This is a genomic window from Alysiella filiformis (genome assembly GCF_014054525.1).
Classification (GTDB): Bacteria; Pseudomonadota; Gammaproteobacteria; order Burkholderiales; family Neisseriaceae; genus Simonsiella; species Simonsiella filiformis.
In genome coordinates this window covers 1,562,336-1,575,308 of record NZ_CP059564.1, presented here as the reverse complement: position 1 = coordinate 1,575,308, position 12,973 = coordinate 1,562,336, and the positions used below count along the sequence as shown (strand labels likewise).

17 protein-coding genes are annotated in these 12,973 nt (G+C 47.4%); 7 read left to right on the top strand and 10 right to left on the bottom strand.

The genetic code is table 11. The features are described from left to right. Positions 1 to 173 precede the first annotated feature (173 nt). Positions 174 to 821, top strand: coding sequence for an adenylate kinase (adk, locus tag H3L97_RS07830; RefSeq protein WP_097114771.1), 648 nt, complete (start codon positions 174 to 176; stop codon positions 819 to 821). Between the two features lie 232 nt (positions 822 to 1,053). Here adk and lysM read toward each other — a convergent pair whose 3' ends face one another. From lysM to H3L97_RS07800, 6 genes are all read right to left on the bottom strand, one after another. Next, positions 1,054 to 1,512: a peptidoglycan-binding protein LysM gene (gene lysM / locus H3L97_RS07825; protein WP_097114772.1), complete on the bottom strand. Its 459-nt coding sequence runs from the start codon at positions 1,510 to 1,512 to the stop codon at positions 1,054 to 1,056. A 139-nt stretch (positions 1,513 to 1,651) separates the two neighbouring features. Beyond that, positions 1,652 to 3,544: a UDP-glucose:protein N-beta-glucosyltransferase gene (locus H3L97_RS07820; RefSeq protein WP_097114784.1), complete on the bottom strand. Its 1,893-nt coding sequence runs from the start codon at positions 3,542 to 3,544 to the stop codon at positions 1,652 to 1,654. Between the two features lie 145 nt (positions 3,545 to 3,689). Beyond that, positions 3,690 to 4,361 carry an epoxyqueuosine reductase QueH gene (locus H3L97_RS07815; protein WP_179655869.1) on the bottom strand — a complete coding sequence of 224 codons (672 nt, stop codon included), beginning with the start codon at positions 4,359 to 4,361 and terminating at the stop codon, positions 3,690 to 3,692. Between the two features lie 53 nt (positions 4,362 to 4,414). Beyond that, a complete protein-coding gene (locus H3L97_RS07810; RefSeq protein WP_097114773.1) occupies positions 4,415 to 4,609 on the bottom strand; it encodes a zinc-finger domain-containing protein in 195 nt (64 codons plus the stop codon). A gap of 236 nt (positions 4,610 to 4,845) precedes the next feature. Continuing rightward, positions 4,846 to 5,856, bottom strand: a complete 1,011-nt coding sequence (trpS, locus tag H3L97_RS07805) for a tryptophan--tRNA ligase (protein ID WP_097114774.1) — start codon at positions 5,854 to 5,856, stop codon at positions 4,846 to 4,848. Between the two features lie 93 nt (positions 5,857 to 5,949). Continuing rightward, complete coding sequence (locus H3L97_RS07800; RefSeq protein ID WP_097114775.1) at positions 5,950 to 6,171, bottom strand: helix-turn-helix domain-containing protein; 222 nt, start codon at positions 6,169 to 6,171, stop codon at positions 5,950 to 5,952. A 179-nt stretch (positions 6,172 to 6,350) separates the two neighbouring features. Here H3L97_RS07800 and H3L97_RS12060 point away from each other — a divergent pair, with 179 nt between their 5' ends. Genes H3L97_RS12060 through H3L97_RS07790 form a run of 3 tightly spaced genes read left to right on the top strand, consistent with a single transcriptional unit; the run spans position 6,351 to position 7,004 of the window. Next, the gene (locus H3L97_RS12060) at positions 6,351 to 6,479 is read left to right on the top strand and encodes a hypothetical protein (RefSeq protein ID WP_257011021.1); all 129 of its coding nucleotides are present in this window, start codon (positions 6,351 to 6,353) and stop codon (positions 6,477 to 6,479) included. A gap of 21 nt (positions 6,480 to 6,500) precedes the next feature. Further along, positions 6,501 to 6,659: a hypothetical protein gene (locus tag H3L97_RS07795; RefSeq protein WP_179655870.1), complete on the top strand. Its 159-nt coding sequence runs from the start codon at positions 6,501 to 6,503 to the stop codon at positions 6,657 to 6,659. 12 nt (positions 6,660 to 6,671) lie between these two features. Then, the gene (locus H3L97_RS07790) at positions 6,672 to 7,004 is read left to right on the top strand and encodes a YkvA family protein (RefSeq protein ID WP_097114776.1); all 333 of its coding nucleotides are present in this window, start codon (positions 6,672 to 6,674) and stop codon (positions 7,002 to 7,004) included. Positions 7,005 to 7,121: 117 nt separating this feature from the next. Here H3L97_RS07790 and H3L97_RS07785 read toward each other — a convergent pair whose 3' ends face one another. The 4 genes from H3L97_RS07785 to H3L97_RS07770 all read right to left on the bottom strand — a co-directional run bounded on the left by H3L97_RS07785 (position 7,122) and on the right by H3L97_RS07770 (position 10,362). Further along, a complete protein-coding gene (locus H3L97_RS07785; RefSeq protein ID WP_097114777.1) occupies positions 7,122 to 7,439 on the bottom strand; it encodes a CBU_0592 family membrane protein in 318 nt (105 codons plus the stop codon). An 85-nt stretch (positions 7,440 to 7,524) separates the two neighbouring features. After that, positions 7,525 to 9,198, bottom strand: a complete 1,674-nt coding sequence (gene ettA, locus H3L97_RS07780) for an energy-dependent translational throttle protein EttA (protein WP_097114778.1) — start codon at positions 9,196 to 9,198, stop codon at positions 7,525 to 7,527. Between the two features lie 170 nt (positions 9,199 to 9,368). Next, positions 9,369 to 9,821 (bottom strand): Holliday junction resolvase RuvX, encoded by a 453-nt coding sequence (gene ruvX, locus H3L97_RS07775; RefSeq protein ID WP_097114779.1) that lies wholly within the window; start codon positions 9,819 to 9,821, stop codon positions 9,369 to 9,371. Beyond that, the gene (locus H3L97_RS07770) at positions 9,814 to 10,362 is read right to left on the bottom strand and encodes a YqgE/AlgH family protein (protein ID WP_097114786.1); all 549 of its coding nucleotides are present in this window, start codon (positions 10,360 to 10,362) and stop codon (positions 9,814 to 9,816) included. The genes ruvX and H3L97_RS07770 overlap by 8 nt, the downstream gene beginning before the upstream one ends. 312 nt (positions 10,363 to 10,674) lie before the next feature. On the opposite strand from H3L97_RS07770, the gene H3L97_RS07765 reads away from it, so the two are divergent. The 3 genes from H3L97_RS07765 (at position 10,675) to H3L97_RS07755 (ending at position 12,969) form a co-directional block, all read left to right on the top strand. Beyond that, positions 10,675 to 11,103, top strand: coding sequence for an EamA family transporter (locus H3L97_RS07765; protein WP_097114780.1), 429 nt, complete (start codon positions 10,675 to 10,677; stop codon positions 11,101 to 11,103). Positions 11,104 to 11,195: 92 nt separating this feature from the next. Then, the gene (locus H3L97_RS07760) at positions 11,196 to 12,503 is read left to right on the top strand and encodes a homoserine dehydrogenase (protein WP_097114787.1); all 1,308 of its coding nucleotides are present in this window, start codon (positions 11,196 to 11,198) and stop codon (positions 12,501 to 12,503) included. After that, positions 12,496 to 12,969: a hypothetical protein gene (locus tag H3L97_RS07755; protein WP_224446370.1), complete on the top strand. Its 474-nt coding sequence runs from the start codon at positions 12,496 to 12,498 to the stop codon at positions 12,967 to 12,969. Before H3L97_RS07760 ends, H3L97_RS07755 begins: the two co-directional genes overlap by 8 nt. The last annotated feature ends 4 nt before the right edge of the window (positions 12,970 to 12,973 follow it).

Genomic DNA, 12,973 nt, shown 5'->3' with positions numbered 1-12,973 from the left:
TGCCACCCATTGGCGCGTATTTTTGACGCAGAAGTTGGCGATTTTGATGAAAAAACAATCGCGAAACGAATTATCATTAGCCCCTACGGCTGCCTGAAAATCAGCAGAGGCTGATGACCATCATGATGTGAAACAGGTTCTCACTTCAACAAACCCTCTACAAGGAACACAAAATGAAAGTATTGTTGCTGGGCGCACCAGGTGCTGGCAAAGGCACACAAGCGCAATTCATTACCCAAGCCTTTAATATTCCACAAATTTCCACAGGCGATATGCTCCGCGCGGCAATCAAGGCTGGCACACCTTTGGGCTTGGAAGCCAAAAAAATCATGGACGAAGGCGGTTTGGTACGCGATGACATCATCATCGGCATGGTGCAAGAGCGCATTGCCCAAGCCGATTGTGCCAACGGTTTTTTGTTTGACGGTTTTCCGCGCACTTTGGCGCAAGCCCAAGCCATGCAAGACGCTGGTGTGTTGTTGGACGCGGTGGTGGAAATTGACGTGCCCGATGAAACCATTGTGGAACGCATGGACGGTCGCCGTGTGCATTTGGCTTCGGGTCGCACTTACCACATCAAACACAATCCGCCCAAAGTGGACGGCAAAGACGATATTACAGGCGAAGACTTAATCCAACGCGATGATGACAAAGCCGAAACCGTGAAAAAACGCCTGAATGTGTACCACGAACAAACCGAAGTTTTGATTGGTTTTTACGGCAATTTGCAAGGCGACAACGCCCCCAAATACCACAAAATCAACGGCACACAAAGCGTTGATGCCGTGAAAAACGATGTGTTAAGCGCATTGGGCAAATAAATATCAGAACCTGTATTCATAAGATGAATGGCTTGATTTTATGGTCAATTATTGCGAATACAAGGCGGATTTTCATGCCAATATTGAACATATTGGCGTGAAAAGCCAACGCAGTAGGCGCATAAAGTGGCGATAAAAGCAAGCTATTGAGATTGTGAATACGGGTTCTCAATATTCAGGCAGCCTGAAAATCATTTTTCAGGCTGCCTGAATCACATCAACTCATCAATCATTATTGAGGAATGCGCAATTTTTGACCCACATAAATTTTATCGGGGTGGCTCAACATGGGTTTGTTGGCTTCAAAAATTTTGGGATACTGATTGGCATCGCCATAATATTTTTTGGCAATGGCAGAGAGCGTGTCGCCTGCCACCACATCGTGATAAACCGTTGCGGCTTCTTGTGCTGCTGCGGCTGCCACTTCTTCTTGCAATTTCATGTGGTTATCCACTTTGGATACACCATGCACATTGCCTGCCGCCAAAACCGCTTTTTCAATCGCCTCTTGATTGGGGGCATAGCCACGCAAAGTAACGGTTTCGCTGGCGGTGTCGTAAATGGCGGTAAACATATTGATGCCCAAGTTTTGTTTGGCAACGTATTCTTGAATTTTGTTTTGGATTTCAAGCGGGTCGTCTGAACCAAACAGTTTTTCGCCTGCGTCTTTAATAAAGCTGAATAATCCCATGTGTTTGTCCTTGTTGAAAAGGTTGAAAAAGCGTCAAAATGACGCGCACATTGTACCGCAAAATCGGCACAATCACAGCGAATTTGGGTAAAACCGTGTATGGATTGGGTTTTCAGGCTGCCTGAAAACCCAAAGACCATCATGCCCCAATTTTCACGCCATTTGCCGCGCCCCACTCTTGCAATTTTGCCAACAGCACCTGCCCCATCGGACTGGGGTCGCCTGTAAATAAAGTTTGCAAGCCATTGTTTTCAATGATGTGGCGGCGCAATGCCAAACGCTCTTCGTGGTTTTCTGCCAAACGAATGGCACATGCCACATATTCATCTACCGTTTGCGTAATCAACCATTCAGGCAGCCCCAAACGTTTGAACAAGCCTTCGTCAATGTGTTCATGCACTTCTGCACCCGTTTTGCACACGCCCACCAAGCCCAAAGTAACCATATCAATAATCCCGTTGGTGTTGCCAAATGGGAAAGGATTGATAAGCATATCGCAGTTGTGCAACACATTCAAATAGCGGTCGTAGGCTTGATGGGGGTGCGCGGTGGCATCTGACCCCAAATACGATTTGATAAAGCGCGTAACATAAGGGTGCGTGATGCCACTAGACTGCCCCAAAGCAAAATGAAAATGCACTTTCACTTTGGCGCGGTCGCGAATCGCCTGACACGCTTGCAAGAAATAGGGATTCAACTTCATCGTGGTGGCAGCCACGCCAATGTGAACGACTTCGGGGTTTTCACGCAATTTGTATTCAATGTTTTGCGGTACAGACGCCGATGGCACATAAGGCAGCGCGTCTTTGGGCAAACGCAACAGGGTTTCGCTGAAACAATCTTCGCTGCCCACATAATCGTCTTCCACAATCACATATTCAATGAAATCGGAATGCGTGGTGGCGGGGTGTCCCAAAGCGATGGCTTGAATGGGTGCAAGGCGCGTGTTGCTGGCAAAAATGGGGGTTAAATCCATGCCAATGCTGGGCATATAGAAAATGGCTGCCTGATGGGTTTCGCAAACTTCACGCAAGGCTTCCACTTTTTCATACAGGCTTTTGCCGTCCAAAACGTGAAATTCGTCAAACACGGCTCTGCCTGCCGCGTCCACCGCATTGCCGCCCAAGCCGATTAAATAAAAATGTTCTTTTGCCGCAATCATGGACGTGGAATGCGTGCGATAAATGGAATGCGATGCGTGAAAATGCTCCAACAACACCACCATCACGGGTTTGCCATTTTTGTAGCCGATTTGTGAAACATCGCGGTCTTGCCAGCCCAAAGCCAACAAATGACGGCGAATCACTTGATTGAGCGATTTTTTCACATCGTGTTTATTGGGCGCGGTGTCGTAGCTGCAATGCATGTACACATCGTGGGAAATGCCGCTTGGCAAGCCGTCCAAATTTTCAAATTCTGCCAAACGCTGGGGAAACCATTGCAAAATCTCGGCGCGTTTGTTAAACGCATTGGGCGTGCCAATGAAACGCGGCGATTGCAAAGCAAATGCCAACGAACCTGCCAATTTGGGCGCGATTTGGTACAAAGCGTCAAATTGAATGCTGATATTGGATTCGGGCAAATACAAAATGGCGAATTTTGCCCACACCGCAGGGTTGTTTGCCAGCTCGTAATCCAAATAGGGGTTGCTGGGATTGGGGTGGCGGTTGTAGGTGAGCAAAATGTGGTCGGCATTGATAAAGGGTGAAGTGGCGAAAATCAATGCCAGCCAGCGTTGTAAAGTCAAGAAACGCTGCGTACCCACATCCGAAATGTTCAAAGCGGGGTCGGTAAATAATTGGGTAATGGCGTTTGCCATGCGCGTACAGAAATACACATAGTATTCCTGTTCCAAATTGGCATTGAATTGCTGGGGATATTGAAATTCAATGTTTTGAATCATGCCAAATTGACTGTCAATTTTGGTTAAAATGGACAGCAATTCATTGCAGGCAGCTTCGTAATCTTTTTGTTCAACGTATTGTTCAAAGCGGGTTAAACTGGGTAAGGGTTCTTGGTTTTCGGTGGACATGGGTTTTCCTTCAATTTTTTCATCAATCATGACAGTACGAGACAAAAATTGTTTGGCTGTCTGCCATTTGTCCCCTCCCCCTTACATAGGGGGAGGGAGTGGGTTTGTAGCAACATCAAAATGGGTTTTCAGGCTGCCTGAAAAATCATTCTTCATCATCGCCATAATATTTCACACCCAATTTAATGGGTTCGCGACCGCGCGCTCTGCGCCACGCATTCGTATCGCGCAAAGAATACACGCAACCGCAATATTCTTGTTGATAAAAATGCTCGCGTTTGCTGATTTCAATCATGCGCGATGAACCGCCACCTTTGCGCCAGTTGTAATCCCAATAGGTTACGCCATCGTATTTGGCGGCGGCGTTGTGTCCGCAACCGTTGATTTGGTTCATGTCTTTCCAGCGTGAAATGCCCAAGCTGCTGCTGATGACGGGAAAGCCATTTTCGTAGGCATACAAAGCCGTGCGTTCAAAGCGCATATCAAAACACATGGTGCAACGAATGCCGCGTTCGGGTTCGTATTCCATGCCTTTGGCGCGTTCAAACCAGTTGTCCACATCATAGTCTGCGTCAATGAATGGCACGCCGTGTTGTTCGGCAAATTTGATGTTTTCGTTTTTGCGAATTTCGTATTCTTTGAGCGGATGAATATTGGGATTGTAAAAATAAATGGTGTAGTCAATGCCGCTTGCCAGCAAGGCTTCCATCACTTCGCCCGAGCAAGGCGCACAGCATGAATGCAACAGCAATTTGTCTGCGCCATTGGGTAAAGTGAGTTTGGGGCGGTCAATTTGGGTAACTTGGGGGTGTGCCATGATTATTGTTTTTTTCAATCAATTTTAAAGTTGGGAAAAGGCAGCCTGAAACATCAATGCGCTTTCGCCTCGCCGTGCAAACGGTACACCGCGCCGCAATAGGGGCATTCAATTTGGCTGTTGGATTGAATCGGCAAAAACACGCGTGGGTGTCCGTTCCACGTTTCGTTGTCTGCGCCAGCGCAATGCAGGGGCAAATCGTGTGGTGTGATGTCGATGATTTGGGGGGATGGGGTGCTTTGGGTCATGATTTTTTCCAATCAAAAATCAAATATTTTATGGGGGAATTTTTTTCAGGCTGCCTCTAACTTGATTCCCTCTCCCGCTCGCGGGGGAGGGTTAGGGTGGGGGTGGTTCGTGGGGCGATACCATTTTTTGTTACTTCAAGCATTTCCCCCACCCTAGCCCTCCCCCGTTGGGGACGGGGGAGGGGACAAGTTCGCGGCATTTCAAATATTTCAGGCTGCCTGAAAACAAGCAAATTTTATGCCAAAGTGCGAATGCCAACCGCGTCTTTCACTTCTACCAGCAATTCACGCGCTTGAACACGCGCTTTGGCTGCGCCTGCCTGTAAAATGTCTTCAATGCGTTTGGGATTGGCAATCAAATCGTGATAAGCATCGGTTTTATCGTCCAATTCTTCGCCAATTTTGGCGGCAAGCAGCTTTTTCGCCTCGCCCCAAGCCAAGCCTTCGTTGAGCTGTTTTTCAAATTCGGCATATTCATCTGGCGTGGCAAAGGCTTGATAAATTTCAAAAATCGCGCTTTCGCCTTTGAATTTTGGCACATTGGGTTCTTTTAAATTGGTCACAATTTTGTTTACCGCTTTTTGGCGTTGCTTGGGCGTGAGAAACAACTCAATCGTGTTGCCATAGGATTTGGACATTTTGCGCCCGTCCAATCCCACCAATAATTCAACGTTTTCATCAATTTGCACTTCGGGCAAAGTGAAAATGTTTTTACCAAAACGATGATTGAAACGCTGGGCAATATCACGCGCCATTTCAACGTGTTGGATTTGGTCGCGCCCCACGGGTACGGTGTGGGCATTGAACATGATGATGTCGGCGGTCATCAAAATGGGGTAGCTGTATAAGCCCATTTCTATTTCAAAATCAGGGTCTTGGTTTTCGGCAAGATTTTTATCTACGGCGGCTTTGTAGGCGTGGGCGCGGTTCATCAAGCCTTTGCCTGTGATGCAGGTCAAAATCCAGTTCAATTCCAAAATTTCGGGAATGTCCGACTGGCGATAAAAGGTGGTGCGCTCCGTATCCAAACCGCAAGCCAACCAAGTGGCGGCAACCGCCTGTGTGGATTGATGAATCTGCTCGGGTTCGTGGCATTTGATGATGCCGTGGTAATTTGCCAAAAACAGGTAGCTTTCCACATTGTCTTGCGCGGCGGCGCGAATGGCTGGGCGAATCGCCCCCACATAATTGCCCAAATGCGGTATGCCTGTGGTGGTTACGCCTGTGAGAACACGTTGTTTTTTCATGATTTTGCTTTCTGTAGGGTTTTCAGGCTGCCTGAAAACGAAAAAAAGGGAAAATTGGCGTGCATTTTACCTTTTTTCAGGCAGCCTGAACATTCAATCATCAGGCAATTCCAATAAACTTGACGCTGGAATGCCCAATGTATCTGCCAATTTATGAATATTCAGTAACGCAATATTGCGCTGACCACGCTCCACGCCACTCAAATAACTTCGGGCAATGCCGCTTTCCAATGCCAATTTTTCTTGCGAAAGCCCCTTGCTCTTACGAAGTTGAACCAAACGCAAACCAAATGATTTTAATGGGTCTTGTTGCATTTTCCTTGCCTACAAAAAGGCAAATCCTAAATGATAAACCTTTATGATATAACGCTTTATAAGTTCACTCTTTATCAGTTCACGCACTATAATTGACATTTTAAAAAACAAAGTGTACGATAATTGTAACTCATAGGTTACATTTTTAACAGACAGCTTTTGATTTACAAGGAGAATTTATGCCACAATTAAAATATCGTGCAAAATGTTTGGATTGCAAACATCAGTGGACAAGCCAACTTCGCTCCGACCCACCACGTTCTTGTCCGCAATGCAATAGCAATAAAATCAGCAGTTCACCACTTTAAATCACTTAAAGGAAATGTATTATGAATAATTTTGACCCAATGAAAGATAATCTTGACCCAATGAAAGAAATTCCATCGGCAATTTCAACCATCGCAAAGGAGAACCCTGTTTTGGCTGCTCTTGTTCTTGGCTTTGGTTGTTTTTGTGCCGCTCTTTTAGGTATAGCCAATCAAAAATAGAAAGGGATACGGATGTCTGAACCAAATACAGAATACACCGAACAAGGTTTTTGGGATAAAGTCAAACGTTACGCCAAAGACATGGGCGAAAGCGTGTTGCAACCTGCCTTAAAACTCTACTATGCAACCCAAGACCCCGATGTACCAATGTGGGCAAAAACAACCGCTTATGGCGCATTGGCATATTTGATTTCCCCCATTGATGCCATTCCCGACTTAACGCCAATTTTGGGCTATACCGATGATTTGGGCGCACTTGCCGCAGCCATCGCCTTGATTGCCGCACACATCAAAGATGAACACACCCAAAAAGCCAAAGAAACGTTAAAACAATGGTTTGATTAACGTGAATTCGGGATAAGTAACTGTCAATTTGCCAATAGACCAGCCCTCTAATTAAGACAAACAAAGCTGCCTGAAAATCATTTTTCAGGCAGCTTTTTGATGATATTGGATCTGATTTTACGGCAAATCATTCTTTTGCGATTTTTTGGCTTTCAGATTTTTGATAATGCCCATGCCTGCAATCGCAATCCAAAACACTTCAATCACAAACGAACCCAAATTGAAATGCACACACAAGCTCAAAATCAACAAAATCGCCCCACCGCCATTGAGTAAATTGTATGACAAAGAAGTCGGTTTCCATTTTTCGCTGACCACCAGCCAAAACGCCAACACCACACACATCATGCCCAAAAAACCCACAATGTGTGCGGTGGTGCTGATGATGTGTGCGACTTCCTCGCCCCATTGTTGCCAATCAAATAAACTGTTCATCTTGATTTCCTTTTTTGTTGGAGACAAATTTCAGGCAGCCTGAAACGCCATTTTCGCATTTTCAGGCTGCCTAAATACCACAAAATCAACGTGTTACAGGCTTATACTTAATCCGTTTCGGTTTCGCACCTTCTTCGCCCAAACGGCGTTTTTTGTCCGCTTCATATTCCTGATAGTTGCCGTCAAAAAACACCCATTTGGAATCGCCCTCACACGCCAAAATGTGCGTGGCGATTCTGTCCAAGAACCAACGGTCGTGCGAAATGACCATCACGCTGCCTGCAAATTCCAGCAAAGCGTCTTCCAAAGCGCGCAAAGTTTCCACGTCCAAATCGTTAGACGGTTCGTCCAGCAGCAACACATTGCCGCCTGCAATCAGCGTTTTCGCCAAATGCAAACGTCCGCGCTCACCGCCCGACAAATTGCCCACGATTTTACTTTGGTCGCTGCCTTTGAAGTTAAACCGCCCCAAATACGCACGCGCAGGCAACTCAAATTGCCCCACTTGCAAAATGTCGCGCCCTTCGGCAATCTCATCAAACACGGTTTTGTCGTTGCCCAAACCTTCGCGGCTTTGGTCAATCAAAGACAATTTGACGGTTTGACCGATTTTCACTTCACCCGAATCAGGCTGCTCTTTGCCCGAAATCAGCTTGAACAGCGTGGATTTACCTGCACCGTTCGCACCAATCACGCCCACAATCGCACCTGCTGGGATTTTGAAACTCAAATCATCAATCAAAACGCGGTCGCCAAACGATTTGGAAACATTCACAAATTCAATCACTTCATTGCCCAAACGCTCTGCCACAGGAATGAAAATTTCCTGCGTTTCATTGCGTTTTTGGTATTCGTAATTGGACATTTCTTCAAAACGCGCCAAACGCGCTTTGGATTTGGCTTGGCGACCTTTGGCGTTTTGGCGCACCCATTCCAGCTCTTGTTTCATCGCTTTAATTCGCGCGGCTTCGGATTTGGCTTCGTTTGCCAAACGCTGCTCTTTTTGTTCCAACCAAGACGAATAATTGCCTTTCCAAGGAATGCCGTGTCCACGGTCAAGCTCCAAAATCCATTCTGCCGCATTGTCCAAGAAATAGCGGTCGTGCGTTACCGCCACCACCGTACCCGGGAAACGCACCAAGAATTGTTCCAGCCATTCAACGGATTCCGCGTCCAAATGGTTGGTCGGTTCGTCCAGCAGCAACATATCGGGCTTGGACAACAGCAATTTGCACAATGCCACACGGCGTTTTTCGCCACCCGACAAATGGGCGATTTTCGCGTCCCATTCAGGCAGCCTTAATGCGTCTGCCGCGATTTCCAACTCATGCTCCGCGCCACCGCTACTGGACGAACCTGCGGCAATAATCGCTTCCAAACGCGCTTGTTCTTCTGCCAGCGCGTCAAAATCCGCGTCAGGCTCGGCATAGGCGGCATAGACTTCTTCCAAACGCTTTTGCGCGGCAACCACTTCGCCCAAACCGCTTTCCACTTCTTCGCGCACGGTTTTTTCGGGGTCAAGTTCTGGCTCTTGCGGCAAATAGCCGATTTTCAAACCGCTCATTGGAATGGCTTCGCCTTCAAATTCCTTGTCCACACCCGCCATGATGCGGAGTACGGTGGATTTGCCTGCGCCGTTCAAACCCAGCAAGCCAATCTTCGCACCAGGGAAAAACGACAGGGAAATGTCTTTGATGATGGTTTTTTGCGGTGGCACAACTTTGCTCACGCGCAACATGGAATAAACGTATTGAGACATATTTCTCGCTCCAAAAAACAAATAATCAAATGCAAAAGCTGCATTTTAACAAATTTCACAAATCAAAATTTTTCAGGCTGCCGAAAGTACACGACAAAACTTGAAAAGGTTGTCTGCAATCTGTCCCCTACCTCGCTGGCGGGGTAAGGTGGGGGTGGCACATTGGTTTTCTAACCCTCAAACACGCCCAAAATGCCGCCATCAAAACAGGTTTGCAAAATGGCTTGGGCGGCAACTTGGTCCAGCACGGCTTTTTGTTTTTTACCAAACACTTGCGATTGGCGCAACAACTCTTCGGCATAAACCGATGAAAAACGCTCATCCACCCAATAAACAGGCAGCCTGAAACGCCCATTGAGCCTATGCCCAAAGGTTTTTGCCAAGCGCGTCATGTCGTGTTCGCTGCCATCGGCGTGGGTGGGTATGCCCACCACCAAAAAATGCGGTTGCCATTCGCGTATCAATTTGGCAATGGCAGCGAATTTTTCATCGTTGCTGCTGCCTGTAACGGTGGCGATGGGGTGGGCAATGTTCACTTCGGTGCTGCCTTGCGCCACGCCTATGCGCGTTTCGCCAAAATCAAACGCCAAAGCGCAACCTTGCGGACGCGACAAATCAGGCATAGCCCACTCCGTTCATCAAATTCACGGCATTGATGCCCAATTTGGATAAGGCTGCACCGTGTTTTTCTTCAATGGGGGTATCAAACAAGATGTGCGAATCGGCAGGGGCAACCAGCCATGCGTTTTCGGCAATTTCGCGTTCCAGTTGCCCTTTTGTCCAGCTTGAATAGCCTATGCTTAAAATGGCTTTGTTGATGCGTTCGTCTTTTGCCAAGCTCTCAATCACATCGCGTGATGTGCTGATGGCGGTGTCATCGGTAATGCTCAACGTGCTTTGCCAATTACCAATGGGGGTATGCACCACAAAACCCCTGTCCACCTGCACGGGCCCGCCCATCATCACAAAATGGTCAATAAAACGCTCGGGAATGCGGTTGCCGCTGGACGCAAAAACCACCTCCATGCCAATGGGCGAAGGTTTGTTGATGATGATGCCCATTGCACCATTTTCATTGTGTTCACAAACATAAACCACGCTGCCTGAAAACAGGCTGTCTGCCAAATTGGGCGTGGCAATTAAAAAGTGATGGGTTAAATTCATGGTTGGCTTGTTCCAATTTTGAAAAATAAGTTTATTCAAAGGTAAAATGGTGGCGCAAAGCGATTTTGCAAGGGCTGACACACATTCAGGCAGCCTGAACACATCAACACATACCCTTAACGTGAACTCGGGACAAGCCACTGTCAATTTGCCAACAAACCCACTCTCTCTCCCTGTGGGAGAGAGTCGGAGAGAGGGTTTATTGAACACTCCCCCAAAGGGAGAGGGCGCAAAGTTACTTAAATTTATCAATCACTTTTACCCCGAACTCGCGTTAATTTCATTCACCATACCCTTATGAAAGACAAGATTATGGCACAAGCATGGTTATATTGGGCATTGGCATCGGCGATTTTTGCGGCACTCACCGCCATTTTTGCCAAAATGGGTTTACAAGGCATTGATTCCGATTTTGCCACATTCATTCGCACGGTGGTCATCATTGGCGCATTGGCACTGTTTTTGAGCTACACCCACAAATGGCAAAGTTTGGGCAGTTTATCGGGCAGAAATTGGCTGTTTTTGATTTTATCGGGCTTGGCAACGGGTGCGTCATGGTTGGCGTATTTCAAAGCCCTGCAACTGGGCAACGCATCGCAAGTTGCGCCCATAGACAAATTCAGCGTGGTGTTGGTTACGCTGTTTGCCGTGCTGTTTTTGGGCGAACGCCCCAGTGGACAAGAGTGGTTGGGCATTGTTTTGATTGGCGCAGGCGTGTTGGTGCTGGCTTTAAAACGTTAAGCTGCCTGAAAGCCACATCAAAAACATGGCAAATGGGCGCAAAATCGGTTAGCATTAGCCCTATTTTTCAGTTGATTTTTGAAGGAAACAAAATGCGAACCATCAACATAGGTTTATTGGGATTGGGTACTGTGGGGCGTGGCGTTGCCGAATTATTGCGCGATAACACACAAGAAATGACACGCCGTTTGGGTTGCGAAATCCGCATCAGCGCGGTTTGCTCACGCAGCCAAGAGCGCGTACAACAACTCTGCCCCCAAGCCGCATGGGAAACCGACCCTTTGACATTGGTGCAACGCGATGATGTTGATGTGGTTTTGGAATTGTTTGGCGGCACCACGCTTGCCAAAGATGCGGTATTGAAAGCCATTGAATGCGGCAAACACATTGTTACCGCCAACAAAAAACTGCTGGCTGAATACGGCAACGACATTTTCGCGCTGGCTGAAAAAAACAATGTGATGGTGCATTTTGAAGCGGCGGTGGCAGGCGGCATTCCTGTGATTAAAGCCTTGCGCGAGGGTTTGGCGGCAAACCAAATTCAATCGGTGGCAGGCATCATCAACGGCACCAGCAATTTCATTTTAAGTGAAATGCGCGAAAAAGGCAGCGCATTCAAAGATGTATTGGCAGAAGCGCAACGCTTGGGCTATGCCGAAGCCGACCCCACTTTTGACATTGAAGGTCATGACGCTGGACACAAAATCACGATTATGAGTGCTTTGGCATTTGGTACGCCTGTGAATTTTGGCGCGTGCTATTTGGAAGGCATCAGCCAATTAGACAGCCGCGACATCAAATATGCCGAAGAATTGGGCTATCGCGTCAAATTATTGGGCATCACGCGCAAAACGGAAAAAGGCATTGAATTGCGCGTTCACCCCACTTTAATCCCCGAAAGTCGCCTGTTGGCAAATGTGAATGGTGTGATGAATGCCGTTCGCATCAACGCCAATATGGTGGGCGAAACGCTGTATTATGGTGCAGGTGCTGGCGCGTTGCCCACTGCCAGCGCGGTGGTTGCCGATTTGATGGACATTGCCCGATTGATGAATGCGCCATCGCAAAACCGTGTGCCGCATTTGGCGTTCCAACCCAGCCAAGTGAAAGCGCAAAATTTTGTGAGCATGGACAACATCAGCAGCAGCTATTATTTGCGCGTTCAGGCTGCCGATGAAGCGGGCGTGTTGGGCAAAATTGCCACTTTGTTGGCAAACGAGGGCGTTTCCATTGAAGCCCTAATCCAAAAAGCGGTGTTGGACAACAATCAAGCCGAAATCGTGATTTTGACCCACCACACCATTGAAAAAAATGTGAAAACCGCCATTGCCGCCATTGAAGCGCAAGATTGTGTATCAGCCCCTGTAACAATGATTCGCATGGAAAGTTTACATGGTTGATTTTGACAAAAAAAATGACGAAAACCTGCCTGAAAACGCCACACAATCGGTTTCAGGCAGCCTGAATGCCGAAAACGAAGCCCAGTTGGCACTCAAAGCGAAAAAACGCCGCACACTCATCATTTGGTTGCGCGTGATTGCTTTGTTGTTTGTGGGATTTTTCTTTTTGGCGCAATGCGGCATGAGCAAACCCAAAGCCAAAGCCGCCATTGTGGAAAGCTGTATCAAAAACGTGCCGTTTGCCCAAAAATGGCAAAACGATTTGACCGCGCGTGGCTTGCAAGACCCCGAAGGCAAATTGGTCGCCCAATATTGCGTGTGCATGTGGGACGCGCCCTTGCAAAAATTGAGCGACAAGCAAATTCAATCGTTTGCCAAAATCAGCACCGCCGAGCAGTTGGCTTTGCTTGGTGGCGAGGCGGCTTTCACAGCGCGTGATAAACAATGTGTGGCAGATTTAAAATAAAGGA

Coding starts and splice junctions, on each gene's coding strand:
- H3L97_RS07785 (WP_097114777.1), bottom strand. CDS start 7,439: ATGAACAGTTTATTTGATTGGCAACAATGGGGCGAGGAAGTCGCACAC.
- trpS (WP_097114774.1), bottom strand. CDS start 5,856: ATGAAAAAACAACGTGTTCTCACAGGCGTAACCACCACAGGCATACCG.
- ettA (WP_097114778.1), bottom strand. CDS start 9,198: ATGTCTCAATACGTTTATTCCATGTTGCGCGTGAGCAAAGTTGTGCCA.
- H3L97_RS07770 (WP_097114786.1), bottom strand. CDS start 10,362: ATGAATTTAACCCATCACTTTTTAATTGCCACGCCCAATTTGGCAGAC.
- H3L97_RS07800 (WP_097114775.1), bottom strand. CDS start 6,171: ATGCAACAAGACCCATTAAAATCATTTGGTTTGCGTTTGGTTCAACTT.
- H3L97_RS07820 (WP_097114784.1), bottom strand. CDS start 3,544: ATGTCCACCGAAAACCAAGAACCCTTACCCAGTTTAACCCGCTTTGAA.
- ruvX (WP_097114779.1), bottom strand. CDS start 9,821: ATGCCTGATTTGTCGCGTCCGCAAGGTTGCGCTTTGGCGTTTGATTTT.
- H3L97_RS07790 (WP_097114776.1), top strand. CDS start 6,672: ATGTCTGAACCAAATACAGAATACACCGAACAAGGTTTTTGGGATAAA.
- H3L97_RS07765 (WP_097114780.1), top strand. CDS start 10,675: ATGGCACAAGCATGGTTATATTGGGCATTGGCATCGGCGATTTTTGCG.
- H3L97_RS07815 (WP_179655869.1), bottom strand. CDS start 4,361: ATGGCACACCCCCAAGTTACCCAAATTGACCGCCCCAAACTCACTTTA.
- H3L97_RS07810 (WP_097114773.1), bottom strand. CDS start 4,609: ATGACCCAAAGCACCCCATCCCCCCAAATCATCGACATCACACCACAC.
- H3L97_RS07795 (WP_179655870.1), top strand. CDS start 6,501: ATGAATAATTTTGACCCAATGAAAGATAATCTTGACCCAATGAAAGAA.
- H3L97_RS12060 (WP_257011021.1), top strand. CDS start 6,351: ATGCCACAATTAAAATATCGTGCAAAATGTTTGGATTGCAAACATCAG.
- adk (WP_097114771.1), top strand. CDS start 174: ATGAAAGTATTGTTGCTGGGCGCACCAGGTGCTGGCAAAGGCACACAA.
- H3L97_RS07755 (WP_224446370.1), top strand. CDS start 12,496: ATGGTTGATTTTGACAAAAAAAATGACGAAAACCTGCCTGAAAACGCC.
- lysM (WP_097114772.1), bottom strand. CDS start 1,512: ATGGGATTATTCAGCTTTATTAAAGACGCAGGCGAAAAACTGTTTGGT.
- H3L97_RS07760 (WP_097114787.1), top strand. CDS start 11,196: ATGCGAACCATCAACATAGGTTTATTGGGATTGGGTACTGTGGGGCGT.